Annotated in this window: 17 protein-coding genes; all 17 read right to left on the bottom strand. The window is 42.8% G+C overall.

Annotated features, from left to right (window positions below; genetic code table 11):
• Positions 1–36: 36 nt before the first annotated feature.
• Positions 37–639 (bottom strand): dipicolinate synthase subunit B, encoded by a 603-nt coding sequence (gene dpaB / locus FB592_RS09690; protein ID WP_003231884.1) that lies wholly within the window; start codon positions 637–639, stop codon positions 37–39.
• Positions 640–641: 2 nt separating this feature from the next.
• Positions 642–1,535, bottom strand: a complete 894-nt coding sequence (gene dpaA / locus FB592_RS09685) for a dipicolinic acid synthetase subunit A (RefSeq protein ID WP_015715893.1) — start codon at positions 1,533–1,535, stop codon at positions 642–644.
• A 185-nt stretch (positions 1,536–1,720) separates the two neighbouring features.
• Positions 1,721–1,978: a YlmC/YmxH family sporulation protein gene (locus FB592_RS09680; RefSeq protein ID WP_003231890.1), complete on the bottom strand. Its 258-nt coding sequence runs from the start codon at positions 1,976–1,978 to the stop codon at positions 1,721–1,723.
• A gap of 77 nt (positions 1,979–2,055) precedes the next feature.
• Positions 2,056–3,285, bottom strand: coding sequence for a M16 family metallopeptidase (locus tag FB592_RS09675; protein WP_141949462.1), 1,230 nt, complete (start codon positions 3,283–3,285; stop codon positions 2,056–2,058).
• Between the two features lie 39 nt (positions 3,286–3,324).
• Positions 3,325–4,284 carry a polysaccharide deacetylase family protein gene (locus tag FB592_RS09670; RefSeq protein ID WP_014479804.1) on the bottom strand — a complete coding sequence of 320 codons (960 nt, stop codon included), beginning with the start codon at positions 4,282–4,284 and terminating at the stop codon, positions 3,325–3,327.
• Between the two features lie 116 nt (positions 4,285–4,400).
• Positions 4,401–6,518, bottom strand: a complete 2,118-nt coding sequence (gene pnp, locus FB592_RS09665) for a polyribonucleotide nucleotidyltransferase (protein ID WP_021479284.1) — start codon at positions 6,516–6,518, stop codon at positions 4,401–4,403.
• Between the two features lie 172 nt (positions 6,519–6,690).
• The gene (gene rpsO / locus FB592_RS09660) at positions 6,691–6,960 is read right to left on the bottom strand and encodes a 30S ribosomal protein S15 (RefSeq protein WP_003220957.1); all 270 of its coding nucleotides are present in this window, start codon (positions 6,958–6,960) and stop codon (positions 6,691–6,693) included.
• A 156-nt stretch (positions 6,961–7,116) separates the two neighbouring features.
• Entirely contained in the window at positions 7,117–8,067 is a 951-nt protein-coding gene (gene ribF / locus FB592_RS09655) for a bifunctional riboflavin kinase/FAD synthetase (protein WP_032725707.1), read from the bottom strand.
• Between the two features lie 18 nt (positions 8,068–8,085).
• On the bottom strand, positions 8,086–9,015 hold the full coding sequence (gene truB / locus FB592_RS09650) for a tRNA pseudouridine(55) synthase TruB (RefSeq protein WP_014479802.1): 930 nt from the start codon (positions 9,013–9,015) through the stop codon (positions 8,086–8,088).
• An 81-nt stretch (positions 9,016–9,096) separates the two neighbouring features.
• Positions 9,097–9,450: a 30S ribosome-binding factor RbfA gene (rbfA, locus tag FB592_RS09645; protein ID WP_009967251.1), complete on the bottom strand. Its 354-nt coding sequence runs from the start codon at positions 9,448–9,450 to the stop codon at positions 9,097–9,099.
• Positions 9,451–9,466: 16 nt separating this feature from the next.
• Entirely contained in the window at positions 9,467–9,745 is a 279-nt protein-coding gene (locus FB592_RS09640; protein ID WP_003231905.1) for a DUF503 domain-containing protein, read from the bottom strand.
• Positions 9,742–11,892, bottom strand: coding sequence for a translation initiation factor IF-2 (gene infB, locus FB592_RS09635; RefSeq protein WP_014479801.1), 2,151 nt, complete (start codon positions 11,890–11,892; stop codon positions 9,742–9,744). Before infB ends, FB592_RS09640 begins: the two co-directional genes overlap by 4 nt.
• Positions 11,893–11,911: 19 nt before the next feature.
• A complete protein-coding gene (locus tag FB592_RS09630) occupies positions 11,912–12,214 on the bottom strand; it encodes a YlxQ family RNA-binding protein (RefSeq protein WP_003220946.1) in 303 nt (100 codons plus the stop codon).
• Between the two features lies 1 nt (position 12,215).
• Entirely contained in the window at positions 12,216–12,491 is a 276-nt protein-coding gene (rulR, locus tag FB592_RS09625) for a glucose-induced regulator RulR (RefSeq protein WP_009967250.1), read from the bottom strand.
• A 13-nt stretch (positions 12,492–12,504) separates the two neighbouring features.
• On the bottom strand, positions 12,505–13,620 hold the full coding sequence (gene nusA / locus FB592_RS09620) for a transcription termination factor NusA (protein ID WP_003231912.1): 1,116 nt from the start codon (positions 13,618–13,620) through the stop codon (positions 12,505–12,507).
• A 34-nt stretch (positions 13,621–13,654) separates the two neighbouring features.
• Positions 13,655–14,125, bottom strand: a complete 471-nt coding sequence (rimP, locus tag FB592_RS09615; protein WP_003231915.1) for a ribosome maturation factor RimP — start codon at positions 14,123–14,125, stop codon at positions 13,655–13,657.
• 329 nt (positions 14,126–14,454) lie between these two features.
• Complete coding sequence (locus FB592_RS09610; protein ID WP_141949461.1) at positions 14,455–18,768, bottom strand: PolC-type DNA polymerase III; 4,314 nt, start codon at positions 18,766–18,768, stop codon at positions 14,455–14,457.
• Between the last annotated feature and the right edge of the window lie 25 nt (positions 18,769–18,793).

Here is an 18,793-nt window from a genome sequence, read left to right as displayed (position 1 = left end):
CCGAATTTTTTAGTTTGGGAAAGATTTTCTGTAAATTTAGTCATTTCCCTGATAATTCTCAACTAGAATCGGCTGAAGCTGCTGGTGCATGAGTGCCTTTTCAATCGTTTGCGGTAGCAGATCCATTTTGGCTACCATTGAATTCGGTTTTTTAAAGGGATCGTCTTGCCCGAATGGAATAAAAAAGATATTTTTTGTTGACATGAGCCTCATTAAATTTGTTCCGTTTAAACCAAGAGCATCATTTGTCGAGATACCCAGAACGACAGGCCGATTGTTTCGGATTGTAGCTTTTGCCGCCATCAGCACCGGGCTGTCCGTCATGGCATTTGCCAGCTTGCTCATTGAATTGCCTGTTAAAGGCGCAATGACCATGCAGTCAAGGGGCAGCTTCGGTCCAAGAGGTTCTGCCTTTACAATCGAATCAATGGCCTCATATCCAGTCAGGTCTTCAATTTTTTTAACCCATTCTGCGCCCTCTCCAAATCGGGTATTTGTGGATTTTACATTAAATGTGACAACCGGACGGACTTCAGCTCCTTCATTGACCAACGCCTCAATTTGCGGGAAAACCGCTTCATATGTGCAATGCGACCCGGTCAGCCCAAACCCGATTCTTTTTCCTTTTAATGACGACATCCTTATTTCCCCTCCTCAGCTTGTATTTCAGCCAAAAGCTTGCTCAAGACGTTTGCAAGGATTTGCCCAGCTGTTTTAGGAGCGACAATCCCTGGAAGCCCGGGAGCAAGAAGTGCTTTAATCCCTTGTTTCTCGGCATATTTAAAATCCGTTCCCCCGGGACGTGAGGCCAGATCCAATATTAAGGTTTTTGGTGTCATGCTAGAAAGTACCGTTTGATTTAAAATCATACTCGGTATGGTATTAATGCAAATATCTATATCTTTTACATGCTCTTTCAGCTCATCGGTATGAAAAGGAACGAGCCCCATTTCAGTGATACGTGCCAGATGCGCTGAACTTCTTGCCCCCACTTTTACATTCGCCCCGAGCGCGGCAAATGTACGGGCAATCGTCATCCCGGTGCGACCCAGACCGAGAACGGCCACCTGTGATCCGTGTATCGTATAATCCGTGTGCTGAATAGCCAGCATGATCGTTCCTTCTACTGTCGGAATAGAGTTGTATATCGCAATGTCATCCCGCTCAAACAGTTTAACAAGTTTTCTTTTTGCCTGAGCTGCAATGTTTTCTAAATAGGCGTTAGAAATTCCTGAGAAAATGACACAATGTGCAGGCGTTCTGTCGATATGGTCCTGTTTTAACACAACTTCTTCATTAGAAAATACAGTCGATACGACACCTTCTCCTGTTGTCGCGGATACTGGAAGAATGATGCTGTCTATTTGCTGAAAAGGAATTTCATCAATATTGCATTTTACTGCCCCGGTAAAACCGTGATCCAATTGGTCAAAACCGACAAGATAGATGTCAGCCTGCTGTTCAGTGAGCTTTCTTATAATTTCGAGCTGTCTTGCGTCACCGCCGATAACTGCAATTTTCAATCCGGTTAACATTCTAAACGTTCACCTTCTTTGTATATACTGGATCTCTAGTTGTTAAGCTCCCCTTCATCTTATGATCAAAAGAAAATACTGGTGAATATAAAAGATGCGCTTTTTCCATATAAAAAAACATCGGCTCCGGCAGCCGATGTTTCAGATGTTTTCTTTAGAGCCCGCTTCACAGTCAATTGGGCTATTTACTCTTGTCGAGGAGGCATTTCCTCAGGTACATCTAATATAATCATATCTGAACCGATCTTTTGAATATGGTGCCATGGGACACGAATGTCATGACCTTGCTTTCTCAAACCAAACCACTTAACTGTGGGAATGAGGAGTGCTGTAATCTGTCCATCCTGTTCATTGATTTCCAAATCGGTCTGGCCGAGCACTCCGAGCCGTTCGGCTCTTTTGATGTCTACAATTTCCTTTCCTGATAATTCACTGAGCCGCATGTCTGTCACCCCCTTGTACTATGTATGATGAAAAGGATTAAAAAATGCCTGCTCCATTATGGAGCAGGCTTTCCTTTTTAAGACGGCATATTGCCGGAAGGGCTGATAAGTGCTAATGCATAGTCTTCGGTAAACAATTGTCTGGCAAGGCCGTTAACACGCTCTAAGTTCACGGCGTTTAATTCATTGATGATTTCATCTAATGTTTTATGTTTGCCGAGCAGCAGTTCATTTTTTCCGTTTCGGCTCATTTTGCTGTTTGTGCTTTCTAAGCTCAGCATTAAGCTTCCCTTCATTTGCTCTTTGCTGTTTTCAAGTTCTTTTGAGGTAATGCCGTCACGTTTTAATATGGCAAGGGTTTCTTGAATTGTTTCCGACAGCTGCTGAAGCTGATTTGCACCCGTTCCACCGTAAATAGTGAGCATTCCGCTGTCCTCATATGAGCTGTGATAGCTGTAAACAGAATAAGCAAGTCCTTTATCTTCACGCACATCTTGGAACAGCCGGCTGCTCATGCTGCCTCCGAGCACATTGTTGAGGACGATTAAATCATAAATACGTTCATGGCCAACCTCTAAGCCTTTAAATCCAAGGCACAAATGAGCCTGCTCTGTTTCTTTTTTTCTCGTCAGTTTTTCCGTGTGGAACTCAGGCTTCTCAAGGCCTGTCGCTTTGCCTTTCGCCTCGTATGACCCGAACCATTTTTCTACATCTTTGATAAAACTGTCAGATATATTGCCCGCTACCGAAATCACCACTCGGTCCGGCGTATAATAATCATGCATGTATTGTCTGAGAGAGTCACCGTTAAAGGAAGCAAGCGTTTCTTCCGTGCCTAGAATTGGGTAGCCTAAAGAATGATTGCCGTAAGTGGCTTTGCTCAATAAATCATGTACAATGTCGTCCGGCGCATCTTCATACATTTTAATTTCTTCATATACTACATTTTTCTCTTTTTTCAGCTCGTTTTCATCAAACGTTGAATGAAAGAACATATCTGCTAATACGTCCAGCGCGTAATTCGCATGCTCGTCAAGCACCTTTGCATAGTAGCAGGTATATTCCTTTGAAGTAAACGCATTGACCTGGCCGCCAATACGATCAAAAGATTCTGCTATCTCGCGTGCAGATTTTGTGCTCGTCCCTTTAAAGAACATGTGCTCTAAAAAGTGAGAAATTCCGTTTATCTCCGGCGTTTCATGTCTCGAACCTGTGCCGATCCATACGCCGATCGCAACAGAACGGACTGTCGGGTTATTTTCCAGCACAATTCTTACACCATTTTGACACGTATATCGTTTAATCAAATTTGTTCCTCCTATTCAAAGACAAGCTGCCTTCATCTGTTACTTCAATAGTCTTGTTTCATCCATTAGTTCAGTGACTGTTCCAAGCGCATATCCTTTGTCTTTTATCTGTGTAATCAGCGCTTCAAGACTTTCCGCCGTAGGGTCAGTCGGATGCATTAAAATCATGGCACCATTATGTATCTTGCTTAACACTCTCGTCTGAAGTACAGACGGAGCCGGCTTTTGCCAATCGATTGTATCAACTGTCCACATGACTGTTCCCATCTGTTTCTCTGCTGCAATGTCGATAACCGCTTTTCTGAAACTTCCGCTTGGCGGAGCGAACCACTTTGGCTTAACGCCGATCGTTTGTTCTATTTGTTCATTAGTCTTGTCGAGCTGCTCGGAAATTCTTCCTGTAGTCAGTTTGCTCATATCCGGATGATTGTATGAATGATTTCCGATTTCATGTCCGTCTTTTGCAATCTTCTTAGCGAGCTTTTCATTGTTTCTCACCCAATTGCCTTCTAAAAAGAACGTAGCTTTAACCTGGTGCTTTTGCAGAATAGGGAGCATTTTTTCCAAATACTCATTTCCCCATGCCACATTGATTAAAAAAGCCACCATCGGTTTGTCAGGATTTCCTTTATAAATAGGCTCAGGCTGAAGTGACTCAAGATGAACACTTGGTTTTACTTGACTGTACACCAAATCTTTTTCCCGAAACTCACCATGCTTTTTCATTTTTTTATATGATTGTTCAATATTGACCTTTAATCCATTGTAGCCTGGAATGCTTTTCCACACTTTATCAATTCTTGCATTCTGGGGCTTAACTTCGTACTCCGGCGCTTTTTGAAGCAATTCTTCATATAATTGGTCTTTTGACGCCGTGACAGTCACCGTATCTTTTTTCATTGCCCCTATATAATCAAGTGCATGCGGATTTTCCATCATCTCAAATGAGACAAAAAAAAGAAATAAAAAAACGGCAAACGGTACAAATTTTTTGTACATGTTCTGTCCCCCCTCACCTCACATTATGAAGGAGAAGGACAAGGTAGAACCCGCCTGCTTTTGAAAAGCTTCAAAATAAAGAAGCCGGGTCTCCCAGGCTCCTTTTATGTTTTCATTTAAGATTGTTGTTCTTCTTTTTCTTTCTCTTCACGGAGCACCGCTTTGCGGGATAAATTCACTCGTCCTTGTTTATCAATTTCAGTGACTTTGACAAGAATCTCGTCTCCGATTTTTACAACATCTTCAACTTTCCCTACTCGTTCAAGCGCAAGCTCCGAAATGTGCACCAAACCGTCTTTTCCGCTGAAAATTTCAACGAAAGCCCCGAATTTTTCAATCCGTTTCACTTTACCTAGGTAAAGTTGGCCGACTTCAACCTCTCTAACAAGGTCTTCGATGATTTTTTTCGCTTTTTGGTTGCCGCTTTCATCTGTAGAGGAAATAAAGATTGTGCCGTCCTGCTCAATATCAATTTTAACACCGGTTTCTTCGATGATCTTATTGATTTGTTTTCCGCTTGGTCCGATGACATCGCGGATTTTATCAGGATTAATGGTCATTGTTAAGATCTTAGGCGCATATCGAGAAAGCTCTTTTCTTGATTCGCTTAATGTTGCAAGCATGCTGTTGAGGATTTCCATTCTGCCCTTTTTCGCCTGCTGAAGCGCTTCTTCAAGAATCTCTCTGGAAAGGCCTTCAATTTTAATGTCCATTTGCAGGGCCGTTACGCCTTTTTCGGTTCCTGCTACTTTAAAGTCCATATCTCCGAGCGCGTCTTCCATGCCTTGGATGTCAGTCAAGACAGTGTAATGTTCGCCTGATTTGACAAGACCCATCGCAATACCAGCAACTGGCGCTTTAATCGGTACACCAGCATCCATCATTGCAAGTGTGCTTGCGCAAATGCTTGCTTGAGATGTAGAACCGTTTGATTCAAGCACTTCTGAAACAAGACGGACAGTATAAGGGAAGTCTTTTTCAGACGGAATAACTGGCTCAAGCGCACGCTCACCCAGTGCTCCGTGTCCGATTTCACGACGTCCCGGTCCGCGCATCGGTCCTGTTTCCCCAACGCTGAATTGCGGGAAATTGTAATGATGCATAAACCGTTTTGACTCTTCGACACCTAAGCCGTCAAGGATTTGCACATCTCCCAGAGCACCTAGCGTACATACGCTGAGGGCCTGAGTTTGTCCTCTTGTAAATAGACCTGAACCGTGCGTTCTTGGCAAAAGGCCAACCTCTGAAGAGAGCGGGCGGATTTGATCGACACCGCGGCCGTCCGGTCTTACTTTCTCTTCAGTAATCAGGCGGCGAACTTCATTTTTCACCAGCTTGGATAAAATCTGCTTCACTTGCTTGATTGTGTCTTCATCATGTTCTTCATCCTCGAATTTTGCCACAACTGCGTTCTTCACTTCGTTAATGGCATCTTCACGGGCATGCTTTTCATGAACTTGGATGGCTTTCAGCAGATCCTCTTCTGCCAAAGCTTTTACTTTTTCATTAAGCTCTTCATCAATTTCAAAGAGCTTAATTTCAGATTTCTCTTTGCCGACTGCTGCAACAATTTCTTCTTGGAATGCAATCAGGCGTTTAATCTCTTCATGGCCGAACATAATGGCCTCAAGCATGATTTCCTCAGGAACTTCGTCCGCACCCGCTTCTACCATGTTAATCGCATCTTTCGTGCCGGCAACGACAAGATTGATGTCGCTTTTTTCAAGCTGATCGACTGTCGGGTTAATGATAAATTGATCATTAATGCGTCCGACAGTAACCCCTGCAATCGGTCCTTCAAACGGAATATCCGATACAGAAAGTGCAAGAGATGAACCGAACATGGCAGCCATTTCTGAAGAGCAGTTTTGGTCAACACTCATGACAATGCTGATGACTTGAACTTCATTACGGAATCCATCGGCAAACAAAGGACGGATCGGACGGTCAATTAAACGGCTGGCAAGAACCGCTTTTTCACTTGGACGTCCTTCTCTTTTAATAAATCCGCCCGGAATTTTCCCTACCGCATATAATCTTTCTTCATAGTTTACAGTAAGAGGGAAGAAATCAAGCGGTTTAGGTTCTTTTGAAGCGGTTGCTGTACTAAGTACTGCTGTATCACCGTAGCGGATCATCACAGCACCATTTGCCTGTTTGGCAAGCTGGCCGGTTTCAACAGTAAGCGTTCTTCCGGCCCAATCTATGGTAAAGACATGTTTTTCTTGTCCCATACAATTACGAACTCCTCTCTTCGTTGTGTGAAATAATCAATTACTCCTATTATGAACGAAATGAATTGAACATATCAATGTCAAAGTAGTATGTAAAAGGATTTCAATGATTTGTTATAAGAAATTTCGCTTTAATACGATAAAAAAGCGGGAATCCTCCCGCTTTTTACGATTATCGACGTAAGCCTAGTTTGTTAATTAACTCACGGTAACGAGTTACGTCTTTATTACGCAGATACGTAAGAAGATTACGACGCTTACCTACCATTTTAAGAAGACCGCGACGTGAGTGGTGGTCTTTCTTGTGAGTACGTAAATGCTCGTTCAAGTTGTTAATTGAGTCAGTTAGGATAGCGATCTGAACTTCTGGAGATCCAGTATCAGATTCGTGTGTTTTGAACTCATTGATGAGTTGGTTTTTACGCTCTTGAGTAATTGCCATCCTGTTTCACCTCCAAATCATATTTAGCCCCAGTTACCTAGCAACCGTCGGTGACTTCGGATTGCCAAGCAATGGTTTTAAGACTACGAAAACTATCATACTAAAAATCGTGCCTATATGCAAATATTTTAGAATAAAATTTGCGTGCGTTGCAAGTTATTTCCGTAAATTGCTGAAATAACGGATGGCTTCCTGCTTATCTTTCTCAATTTGCTCTGTTAATTCTTTGATGCCATTGAATTTCCGCTCGCTCCGAATCCGTTTGTACCATTCGATTTTTATAGCGGCTCCATATACCTCTTGATCGAAATCAAACAGATTGACCTCGATGGAAGGCTGCTCAGGGCGCTTTTCATAAAACGTTGGCTTATAGCCAATATTGCAAACGCCATTGTAGACTTCGCCGTTCACTTCCGCTTTTACGGCATATACACCTGTGGGCGGGACGATATAGCTGTTATTTAAACCGACATTCGCTGTCGGAAACCCGATGGTCCGCCCTCTTTTATCACCATGAATGACAATTCCTTTAATAAAATAAGGTTGTCCAAGCAAGACATTCGCCAATTCAACATCTCCGTTTTGAAGCGCGGTACGGATATACGAAGAACTGATTTTTTTATCCTGCTCCGTTAATTTTTCTACCATTGTGCACCCAGCTTTTCCGTCTAAATCATCCGGCATGGTCTCCATTGTTCCCTTGCCGTATTTGCCGTACGTAAAGTCAAAGCCTGCCACTGCGTGCCGCACATTAAGGCCGATAATATACTGGTCTATAAACTGCTTAGGAGAAAGAGAAGCAAACACTTCATTAAATTTAACGACATACAGAACTTCTGTACCTAATTGTTCAATTTGATTTATTTTGTCTTCAAGAGGCGTAATCAGATCCTTAGGTTCCTTATCTCTGCCCAACACGTGAGAAGGATGGGGATGAAAGGTCATCACAGCCAATGTCAGACCTTTTTCTTCGGCTATTTGCTTCGCTGTGCCGATTACCTTTTGATGCCCGAGATGAACGCCGTCAAAATATCCTAACGCCATCACTGATTTTGCCTGCTCCTCTTTTATTAAATGATGAGGATGTGTAATATGTATCGTCTTCACAGAACGGTCACCTTTTTTCTATTGTTCGCTTTTTTGCATCAATACTTTTGCCGGCTTTAACAGCCCTTTTTTTGCAGGATGAGGGAAATAGATCGCCAAACAGGTTCCGGATTCAGTAAAGACGGCGATACGGTCTTCACTTGTCATTTCAGAAAACTGCTCGGGCGTCTCAAGCAAAGCCCCATTTTCTACTTTCTTAGCTAATGTATCACTTATGATCCATTTCGGCAAATGATTGAGCGCACGTTCAATAGGAACTGTATGCTCTTCCACGGTTCCGGATTGGGCCTGTGCTTCGAGCTCATCAAAAGTAAAGCATTCGTCGAGAGAAAAATCTCCGGATGCCGTACGGATTAAATGAGACATATGAGCCGGATATCCGAGCTTTTCTCCGATCATGACCGCCAGCGTCCTTACATAGGTCCCTTTGGAGCAAGTCACTGTAAACCGGAAGCTTGCGGTTTCTCCATGATGTTTAATCTCTGTCGTCAGGGCAATGTCTTCAATGGTTATCATACGTTTCGGACGTTCTACTTCAATCCCTGCTCTTGCGTATTCGTATAATTTTTTGCCGTTTACTTTTACAGCGGAATACATGGGCGGAATTTGTTCTTGTTTCCCCTTTAAACTGTTTAAAACCTTTTCTACATCCGCTTTATCAATGTCGTGATTGACAGGCTTTATTTCCACCGTTTCTCCGGTTTGATCCTCTGTAGTGGTTGAAAAGCCAAGCGTTATTTCTGCATCATACGTTTTAGATTTCTCAGTTAAGTATTCGACTATTTTTGTCGCTCTTCCTACACAAATCGGAAGCACGCCTGACACTTCCGGATCGAGCGTTCCTGTATGTCCTACTTTTTTTGTTTTTAACAGCTTTCGGATCTTCATGACACAGTCGTGCGATGTCATGCCAACAGGTTTATGTAAAAGGAGAACTCCGTTAACCATTTGCCTTTCACTCCTTCTTTTGAGCTTTTTTCTTTTAAACGAAGAAAGAGGACAGACGATATACGCCTATCCTCTCATTTTTTATTCAGATGGTTTCTCTGAATGTAATTCGTGAATCAGTGTTTCGATCCGATTCCCGTAATCGATTGATTCATCGAACTCAAATTCAATTTCAGGCGTTTTTCGAAGTCTGATGCGGCTGCCGATTTCGGATCGGATAAATCCTTTCGCTTTTGCCAGCCCTTTCAGCGCTTCTTCCCGTTTTTTCTCGTCACCGAGAACCGAGATATACACCTTTGCAATTTGCAAATCACCTGATACACGTACATCCGTTACTGTCAGAAAACCAATTCTCGGGTCTTTCAGCTTGCGGCTGATAATATCACCGAGTTCTTTTTTCATTTGCTCGCCGACACGGTTTGCTCTCATACTCAATTCAATCACCTCTAAGTTAAAACCACTCTGTCCTAGTGATCGTCCGTTCAATTTCAGGAAAAGAATCGATAAACGCTAGGACGCGTTGCAGTTCTTTTTCTGTTTGAACGCGAGAGGAAGAAACAGCGGCGATTCCGAAGCTGGTTCTTTGCCAGGTGTCCTGATAGCCAATCTCCGAAATCGAAACATTGAACTTGTTTTGAACCCTGGTTAAAACCCGCTTCAGAACGGCACGCTTTTCTTTTAGCGATCCTGCATCATAAATGATGCATTCACACTCCGCAAATCCGATCACGTTCTTTCAATTTCTTGCATGACAAACGCTTCAAGGATGTCACCTTCACGAATGTCATTGTATTTCTTAATTGTAATACCACATTCATAGCCTTGTGAAACTTCTTTCACATCGTCTTTAAAGCGTTTCAGAACATCTACTTCGCCTTCAAAGATGACGACGCCGTCACGAATTAAACGGAGGCCGCTGTCGCGCGTAATGGTTCCTTCAGTAACATATCCGCCGGCAATTGTACCGATTTTAGATACTTTGAATGTTTGGCGTACTTCTACTTGACCAATTACTTTTTCTTCATATTCAGGATCAAGCATACCTTTCATGGCAGCTTCGATCTCGTCGATTACTTTGTAAATGATACGGTGAAGTCGAATATCTACATTTTCAGCTTCAGCCGTACTCTTAGCATTTCCGTCCGGTCTCACATTAAACCCGATAACAATTGCATTGGAAGCAGATGCCAAGATAATGTCTGATTCAGTAATCGCACCAACGCCTGTATGGATGATTTTCACTTTAACGCCTTCTACTTCAATTTTTTGAAGTGCAGCCGTTAAAGCTTCAGCAGATCCTTGAACGTCAGCTTTTACGATGAGGTTGATGTCTTTTACATCACCTTGCTTAATTTGCTCGAATAAATCATCAAGACTGAGCTTCGCTTTATCGCTGCGCTGCTCTTCAAGCTGTTTCGAAGCACGGGCTTCACCGACAGAACGAGCTGTTTTTTCATCCTTAAAGACAAGGAATTGGTCTCCCGCTTGAGGGACATCATTCAAACCGGTAATTTCAACCGGAGTTGACGGGCCGGCAGTTTTCACACGGCGGCCAATGTCGTTAACCATTGCACGGACACGGCCAAATGTATTGCCGACTACGATCGGATCACCGACATGCAGTGTTCCAGTCTGTACGAGCAATGTCGCGACTGACCCTCTGCCTTTATCGAGTTCAGCTTCAATAACCGTTCCTTTTGCCTGACGGTTCGGATTCGCTTTCAGTTCCTCTACCTCACTGACAAGCAAAATCATTTCAACGAGCTCATCAATGCCTTTTCCAGTTAAAGCGGAAAGCGGCACAAAAATGGTTTCTCCGCCCCAAGCTTCAGGGACAAGTCCGTATTCCGTCAGTTCTTGCATCACACGGTCAGGGTTTGCGGATTCTTTATCTATTTTATTCACAGCAACGATGATTGGAACCTCTGCTGCTTTTGCATGGTTAATCGCTTCAACTGTTTGCGGCATGACACCGTCATCGGCAGCTACGACAAGAATCGTAATATCAGTTACTTCTGCACCGCGTGCACGCATTGTTGTAAATGCGGCGTGGCCCGGTGTATCCAAGAACGTGATTTTCTTGCCGTTCTCTTCAATTTGATAAGCGCCGATATGCTGAGTGATTCCGCCTGCTTCTCCTTCAACAACCTTTGTTTTACGGATGCTGTCAAGAAGCGTTGTTTTCCCATGGTCAACGTGGCCCATGATTGTCACGACAGGCGGACGAATTTCAAGATCCTCTTCATTATCAGGCTCTTCGTATTTTTCCAGCTCTGTTTCTTCAAGCACAATGACCTCTTCTGTTTCAACACCATATTCTGATGCAATGAGTTCGATTGTGTCTTTATCAAGCTCTTGGTTAATGGTTGCCATTACGCCAAGAAGCATCAGCTTTTTAATGATTTCTGAAGGCTCTTTGCCAAGCTCTTCAGCAAGTGCGCCAACTGTTAAAGTGCCAGAGAATGTAATTTTCTCAGGAAGCTCTTTTTTCGGCTTTACAGGCTTTTGCTGATGTTGGTTTTTATTATTGTTGTTGTTGCGTTTATTTTTTTTGTTGTTGTTATTCTTCTTGTTTTTGTTAAATTGATTATTCTGCACGTCATTCTTCTTTCCGTCTCGAATTTTATTTGGTTGATTTCCAGCTGATTGCTGATTAACCCCTTGTGGCTGTTTGTTTTTGTTCGTTTCTGCTGGCTTTTGAGATTTAGCAGCTGCGCCGCCTTTTTTATATTTGGCATCAAGCTTTTTAATGGCCTTTTCTTCAAGCATGGCCATGTGATTATTCACTTCTAAATCCATGTTCTTCAGTGCGGTCAAAATTTCCTTACTTGAAACATTTAACGCTTTTGCATATTCGTATACTCTCATTTTAGCCATTCGTTCACCCCCAAAAATATTAATCGAGCAAGCTGATCAGCTTATTCGCAAAACCTTGGTCAGTGACGGCGACAACGACACGGGCTTCTTTACCGATAGAGCGTCCAAGAACCGCGCGACTCTCGACTTTTTTATAAGGGACTTTATAATAATTGCACTTGTCAGTTACTTTTTTTGCTGTGTTAGATGATGCATCCTCTGTAAGCAGGACAAGCTTTGCACGCGCATTCCTGATTTCTTTTATTACCAAGTCTTCGCCTGACACGACCTTACGAGCTCGATTGGCCAGACCCAGCAAGGGAAACCATTCCATTCCAGACATTTTATTTTTTCACCTTTTCCGCCAGTTCCAGCAATTCATCGAAAATCTGGTCATCGATTTGTGATTGAAATTGATTTTGCAAAGTGTTTTTCTTTTTTGCTGCTAAGATGCACTCTTTATCCAGCGTTAAATAAGCACCCCGCCCATTCTTTTTTCCGGTCGGGTCTACTGAGATTTCGCCTTCTTTCGACCGTACAACTCGGATCAGTTCCTTTTTAGGCTTCATTTCACCAGTCACTACACATTTGCGTAATGGGATCTTTTTGTGTTTATTCACCTAAAGTCACCTCTTATTCATCCGATTCAGCAGTTTCAGGCTCCGTAAAGAGCGGCTCATCATCTTCTTCAAGTTCTCTCGGATAGATTCCAAGTTCTCTTGCGTCCGTTTCGCTCTTAATATCAATCTTCCAGCCTGTCAGTTTAGCAGCTAAGCGTGCGTTTTGTCCTCTTTTGCCAATTGCCAGAGACAGCTGGTAATCAGGAACAATAACAGTTGTCGCTTTTTCTTCTTCATTAACAATGACATCAAGCACTTTGGAAGGGCTGAGCGCATTCGCGACAAATTCTACAGGATCACTGGACCAGTTGACAATGTCAATTTTTTCACCTTTTAATTCATTGACGATTGCTTGCACACGCTGGCCTTTAGGCCCTACGCATGAACCGACAGGATCAACGTCAGGATCATCTGTGCGAACAGAAATTTTTGAACGGTCGCCGGCTTCTCTGGCAACAGATTTTAGCTCGACAGTTCCATCATAAATTTCAGGCACTTCAATTTCAAACAAACGCTTTAACAGGCCTGGATGTGTTCTTGACACATAAATCTGCGGGCCCTTCGTTGTTTTTTCTACTTTTGTGATATATACCTTAATGCGGTCATGAGGCTTGTAGCTTTCATTCGGCATTTGCTCATTAACCGGCAGCAAGGCTTCTATTTTGCCTAAAGACACGTAGATAAATTTATTGTCCAGACGCTGGACGATCCCTGTCATGATGTCTTCTTCACGGTCGATAAATTCAGAATAGATCACACCGCGCTCAGCTTCGCGCACACGCTGTGTGACGACCTGCTTTGCTGTTTGAGCAGCTATGCGCCCGAAATCCTTAGGTGTAACTTCGATTTCGACGACATCTCCGACCATATATTCCGGATGGATGCCCTGCGCCTCTTCAATTGAGATCTCTAATCTCTGGTCGTACACTTCGTCAACGACATCTTTTCTTGCAAATACACGGATGGAGCCAGTTTCACGGTTTAGATCCACCCGTACATTTTGCGCTTGATTAAAATTCCGCTTATAAGCAGAAATTAACGCAGCTTCGATTGCTTCGATGATAATTTCTTTACTGATGCCTTTTTCTTTTTCAAGAATCGTGAGAGCATCTAATAATTCACTGCTCATTTAACGGTCTCCCCCCTTAAAACATTTGTATTCATTAGAATGTAACAGCTAATCTTGCATTAGCTATCTTTTCATACGGAATATTGATCCGTTTCTTTCTTGTTTTGATCGTGATCTCAACTGTCACTGTTTGTCCATCAAATTCAGCCAGTTCACCTTCAAACACTTTTACGCCGTCAATAGGCTCATACGTCTTAATGTATACGTTTTTTCCTAGTGATTTTTCGAAATCGGCTTTTTTCTTTAGCGGACGCTCAGCTCCTGGAGATGAGACTTCAAGAAAGTAATTTTGGCTGATTGGGTCTGCCTCATCAAGCTTTTCGCTTAAAGCTTCGCTTACTTTGGCACATTCCTCAATATCCACACCGTCATCGGAATCAATAAACACGCGAAGGAACCAGCTTTGGCCCTCTTTGACAAATTCAATGTCAACGAGTTCCAGCTGAAGGCTGTCTACGATTGGCTGAGCCATTTCTTGAACGGTGTCAGTCACTTTTTTGCTCATGTTCTTCCTCCTTGTGCTGTCGATCTCATATTCGTCTCGTCACTCTGCATAAAAACCCTGCTTCAAAAGAGCAGGGGCTAAAAAGTAAACGATGAACATGTCGAGACAAAATTCTCCTGTTCAATACAAAAGAGCGGGTTTCCCCACTCTTTGCCTCGGTAATCGTTAGCATTTCCAATAAAACTATACCATAACCATATTTTTATTGCAAATGGATATACGCTTACCTTCATATCTAAGCAAGTGACAGAAACTCTAATATTACGATGGCACTTTTTGCGCTTATGTATGCATAGAAGCAGAATTTCTGAGAAATTCTGCTTTCCATATTAGAACAGTGACAATTGGTTTTGATCAGGCAGTGACTCCAGACAGCCATGGCGATCTAAGTACTCTAAAATCGTTTTTGATACTTTCCCTCTCTTTTGCAAATCTTCTTTTGAGAGGAATTCGCCTTCTTCGCGAGCTTTTACAATGTTCAAAGCAGCGTTCGTCCCTAACCCTGGAATAGAGTTAAACGGCGGAATAAGACTGTTGCCGTCAATAATAAACTCTGTAGCGCTGGAGCGATATAAATCGACTTTTTGAAATGAATAGCCTCTCTCACACATCTCAAGCGCTAATTCTAAAACAGTCAGAAGGTTCTTTTCCTTCGGTGAAGCATCAAGTCCTTTAGCGTTTATATCCTCCATTACCGCTCTGATTGCTGTAGAGCCCTTGATCATTGTATCAATATCAAAGTCATCTGCACGAACGGTAAAATAAGCCGCATAATACAAAAGAGCATGATGCACTTTAAAGTAAGCAATGCGGACTGCCATTAAGACATATGCCGCGGCGTGGGCTTTCGGGAACATGTATTTAATCTTTTTACAGGAATCAATATACCAGTCTGGGACATTGTTATTTTTCATTTCTTCTTCCCATTCAGGCGTTAATCCTTTTCCTTTACGCACGAATTCCATGATTTTAAAGGCAAGGGACGGCTCAAGGCCTTGATAGATTAAATAAACCATAATGTCATCACGGCAGCCGATAACCTCACTCAGCTCACAAATATTATTGTGGATGAGCTCCTGTGCATTGCCAAGCCATACATCAGTTCCGTGAGACAAGCCTGAAATCTGAACGAGCTCAGAAAAAGTGGTCGGCTTTGTATCTTCAAGCATCTGCCGGACAAATCGGGTTCCGAATTCAGGAATTCCAAGAGTGCCCGTTTTACAGCCAATCTGTTCTTCCGTCACACCGAGTGATTCGGTTCCCTGGAAGATCTTCATCACTTCAGGATCATCCGTCGGAATTGTTTTCGGATCTATTCCGCTTAAGTCTTGAAGCATCCGAATAACAGTCGGGTCATCGTGTCCGAGAATATCAAGTTTTAACAGGTTGTCATGGATGGAGTGGAAATCAAAATGAGTCGTTTTCCACTCTGAACCTGTGGCATCTGCCGGGAACTGGATCGGTGAAAAATCATAAATATCCATATAATCCGGAACTACGATAATACCGCCAGGGTGTTGTCCAGTTGTACGTTTTACACCTGTGCATCCCTGTACGAGCCGATCTATTTCGGCACCGCGCATATGAAGATTGTTGTCTCCGGCATAGCCTTTTACATAACCGTAGGCTGTTTTTTCTGCCACCGTGCCTATTGTTCCCGCACGATATACATTGTCTTCCCCGAACAATACTTTTGTGTAATTGTGTGCTTGCGGCTGATATTCCCCTGAGAAGTTCAAATCGATATCAGGTACTTTGTCCCCTTTAAATCCTAAGAACGTTTCAAACGGAATATCATGACCGTCTTTTTTCAAAGGCGTTCCGCAATGAGGGCATGTCTTGTCAGGCAGGTCAAAACCGGAACCGACAGAACCGTCATTAAAGAACTCAGAATGCTGGCATTCAGGACAAACATAGTGCGGCGGCAGCGGGTTTACCTCAGTAATCTCAGTAAGTGTCGCAACTAATGAAGATCCTACGGAACCACGGGAACCAACGAGATACCCGTCATCTAGTGAACGTTTTACAAGTTTGTGAGAGATCAAGTAAATAACAGCAAATCCGTGGCCAATAATACTCTTTAACTCTTTTTCAATCCGCGCTTCGACAATTTCAGGCAGCTCTTCCCCATAAATGCTTCTTGCACGCTGATAGCTCATTTCTCTGATCTCTTCATCAGCGCCTTCGATTTTCGGCGTATATAAATCATCTTTAATCGGCTTGATGTCATCAACTAAAGAAGCAACCTTTTGGGTATTGGTGACTACGATCTCCTTCGCTTTTTCTTCACCTAAGAAAGAAAAAGCTTCAAGCATTTCGTCTGTCGTTCTGAAATGCACTTTCGGCAGTTCATGCCTATTCAGCGGATTTGCCCCGCCTTGTGAGGATATTAAAATCTTTCTGTAGATTTTATCCTCATCATTCAAGTAATGAACATTTCCCGTAGCAACAACCGGTTTATTAAGCTTTTCCCCCAGCTTCGTGATATTCGCAATAATTTCTTTCAGCGCTTTTTCATCCCGGACCAGTTCAAGCTCCAGCAAGTGACGATACACTTCAGGCGGCTGAACCTCAAGGTAATCATAGAATGACGCGATATCTTCCACCTCTTCAGGCGATTTTTGCATCATTCCCTCAAAAACCTCTCCCCTGTCACAGGCAGAACCGATCAGCAGCCCTTCCCTGTATTTCTCAAGCTGAGATCTCGGAATACGCGGCACTCTGTAAAAATAATGAATATGAGAAAGTGACACAAGCTTAAATAAATTTTTAAGTCCCGTGCTGTTCACGGCAAGTAATGTTGCATGATACGGTCTTGATCTTTGATAAGCATTGGACTGACCCATATTTTCATTCAACTCATCATGGTACTGAATGCCTTTTTCAGCTGCGTCTTTCAGCATTTTCAGAAGCAAATAAGCGGTTGCCTCAGTATCATAGATCGCACGGTGATGCTGTGTGAGTTCGATATCAAACTTTTTACAAAGTGTGTTCAACCGGTGGTTCTTAAATTCCGGATAGAGAAAACGTCCTAGTTCTAGCGTGTCAATGACTGGGTTTTTAGCTTTATCGACTTCAAGAAGCTTTTTATAGGCTACATTTAAGAATCCCATATCAAAGCTTGCATTATGAGCGACAAGGATATCATCGCCAATCCATTCTCTGAAATCTCTTATTACATCTACGACATCCGGAGCGTCTTGTAGCATATCATCAGTGATCCCTGTCAGCTCTATGATAGTGGCGGAAAGTGGACGATGCGGGTTCGCAAACGCCTCAAATTTATCAATAATTTCTCCGCCTTTTACTTTTACTGCAGCCAGCTCAATAATGGTATCGTATACAGCAGACAATCCTGTCGTCTCAACGTCAAAAACAACATATGTTTCTTCTTCGAGCAGACGATGTGCGGCATTATAAGCAATTGGCACGCCATCATCCACGAGATTCGCTTCCATCCCGTAAATCATTTTAATTCCATGCTTTTTGGCCGCAGAATACGCATCAGGGAAGGATTGAACGACAGCATGGTCGGTCAAAGCGATGGCCTCATGCCCCCATTTTTTCGCCTGTTCGACAAGCTTTCCGATACCCGTAACAGCATCCATTTGGCTCATTGGGGAATGAAGATGCAATTCCACTCTTTTTTCTCCTTCAGGTGCTGAATCTTCACGGGTTTTTGCTTTTATTTCGTTTACGTCATTTGCGATCATGACAAGGTCTCTGACAAATGTATCATTTTGAATGCTTCCGCGTGCTTTTACCCACATTCCTTTTTTCAGAGACTTCATCAGTGCCGCATCTTCTTTTTCACGTGCAAACATTTTGATCAAAATACTATTTGTATAGTCTGTAATTTTGAAGATACACAGCGTGCGCCCGCTCTTCAGCTCGCGCGTCTCCACATCAAACAGATAACCTTGGACCGTAATTCTCCGTTCTTCGTCCATGATGCTGTCAAGTGTCCGGATTTCCTCGTTATCTTTAATTTGATAACCGATAACAAGAGGACCAGATGGTGCTTGGTCTTCATCACTTTCTTTATCTTTCTTCTCCATTTCAATCAAGGCCTGCATAGCCCGCTCTTGGTCTTCTGCAAGCTTTTGCTCCCGAAACTTTTGAACTTCCTGCTCGGATACAAATATTTCAGCATCAAGCTGAAGATCCGGAAAGCCAAATTGACGGTAGCCTGCTTGAATCATGGAACTGTATTTGTTTTTTAGCGCAGCCGCTTCTGTATCCGTTTTGGTTTTGACAATCAGTTTATTGCCCTTCAGCTTCGGTTTTTGCTGGTTTAAAAGACTGACAATCGGCGGCGAAATGCCCTGCAGTTCTTCTATGCAGCGTGACCAGTAGTCTTGAACAATACTTTCACTGACCTCGGCATCCTGAACTTCAATTGAAGATGTCACTTTTGCTATGTGGGCAAACGATTGCGTCAGCCTCGTTGTTAATGTGTCATATATTTGAAAAGGCAGCAAAGATTTAAATTGAAAATGAAAATGCCAAGACTTAGAAGCTTTGTGAATTGTCAGCTTTTTAATCTCGCCATGTTCAAAGTATGTCATGAAGGTATCATCTGTCATATTAATCTGCTGCAGAAGAATTTGAAACTGCCTTCTGTTTACTGATAACTGTTCCATTAAGACAGTATCCCTCCCTAAAAAC

Origin of the sequence: Bacillus sp. SJZ110 (genome assembly GCF_006715455.1) — a bacterium.
Taxonomy (GTDB): Bacteria; Bacillota; Bacilli; order Bacillales; family Bacillaceae; genus Bacillus; species Bacillus subtilis.
The sequence above is the reverse complement of the archived record's forward strand: the minus strand, read 5'-3'. Positions and strand labels throughout refer to the sequence as shown.

Bases quoted from the DNA above. Each gene is read 5' to 3' on its own strand.
- dpaB (WP_003231884.1), bottom strand. From the start codon at position 639: ATGTCGTCATTAAAAGGAAAAAGAATCGGGTTTGGGCTGACCGGGTCG.
- dpaA (WP_015715893.1), bottom strand. From the start codon at position 1,535: ATGTTAACCGGATTGAAAATTGCAGTTATCGGCGGTGACGCAAGACAG.
- FB592_RS09680 (WP_003231890.1), bottom strand. From the start codon at position 1,978: ATGCGGCTCAGTGAATTATCAGGAAAGGAAATTGTAGACATCAAAAGA.
- FB592_RS09670 (WP_014479804.1), bottom strand. From the start codon at position 4,284: ATGTACAAAAAATTTGTACCGTTTGCCGTTTTTTTATTTCTTTTTTTT.
- pnp (WP_021479284.1), bottom strand. From the start codon at position 6,518: ATGGGACAAGAAAAACATGTCTTTACCATAGATTGGGCCGGAAGAACG.
- rpsO (WP_003220957.1), bottom strand. From the start codon at position 6,960: ATGGCAATTACTCAAGAGCGTAAAAACCAACTCATCAATGAGTTCAAA.
- truB (WP_014479802.1), bottom strand. From the start codon at position 9,015: ATGGTTAACGGAGTTCTCCTTTTACATAAACCTGTTGGCATGACATCG.
- infB (WP_014479801.1), bottom strand. From the start codon at position 11,892: ATGGCTAAAATGAGAGTATACGAATATGCAAAAGCGTTAAATGTTTCA.
- FB592_RS09630 (WP_003220946.1), bottom strand. From the start codon at position 12,214: ATGTCTGGAATGGAATGGTTTCCCTTGCTGGGTCTGGCCAATCGAGCT.
- nusA (WP_003231912.1), bottom strand. From the start codon at position 13,620: ATGAGCAGTGAATTATTAGATGCTCTCACGATTCTTGAAAAAGAAAAA.
- rimP (WP_003231915.1), bottom strand. From the start codon at position 14,125: ATGAGCAAAAAAGTGACTGACACCGTTCAAGAAATGGCTCAGCCAATC.
- FB592_RS09610 (WP_141949461.1), bottom strand. From the start codon at position 18,768: ATGGAACAGTTATCAGTAAACAGAAGGCAGTTTCAAATTCTTCTGCAG.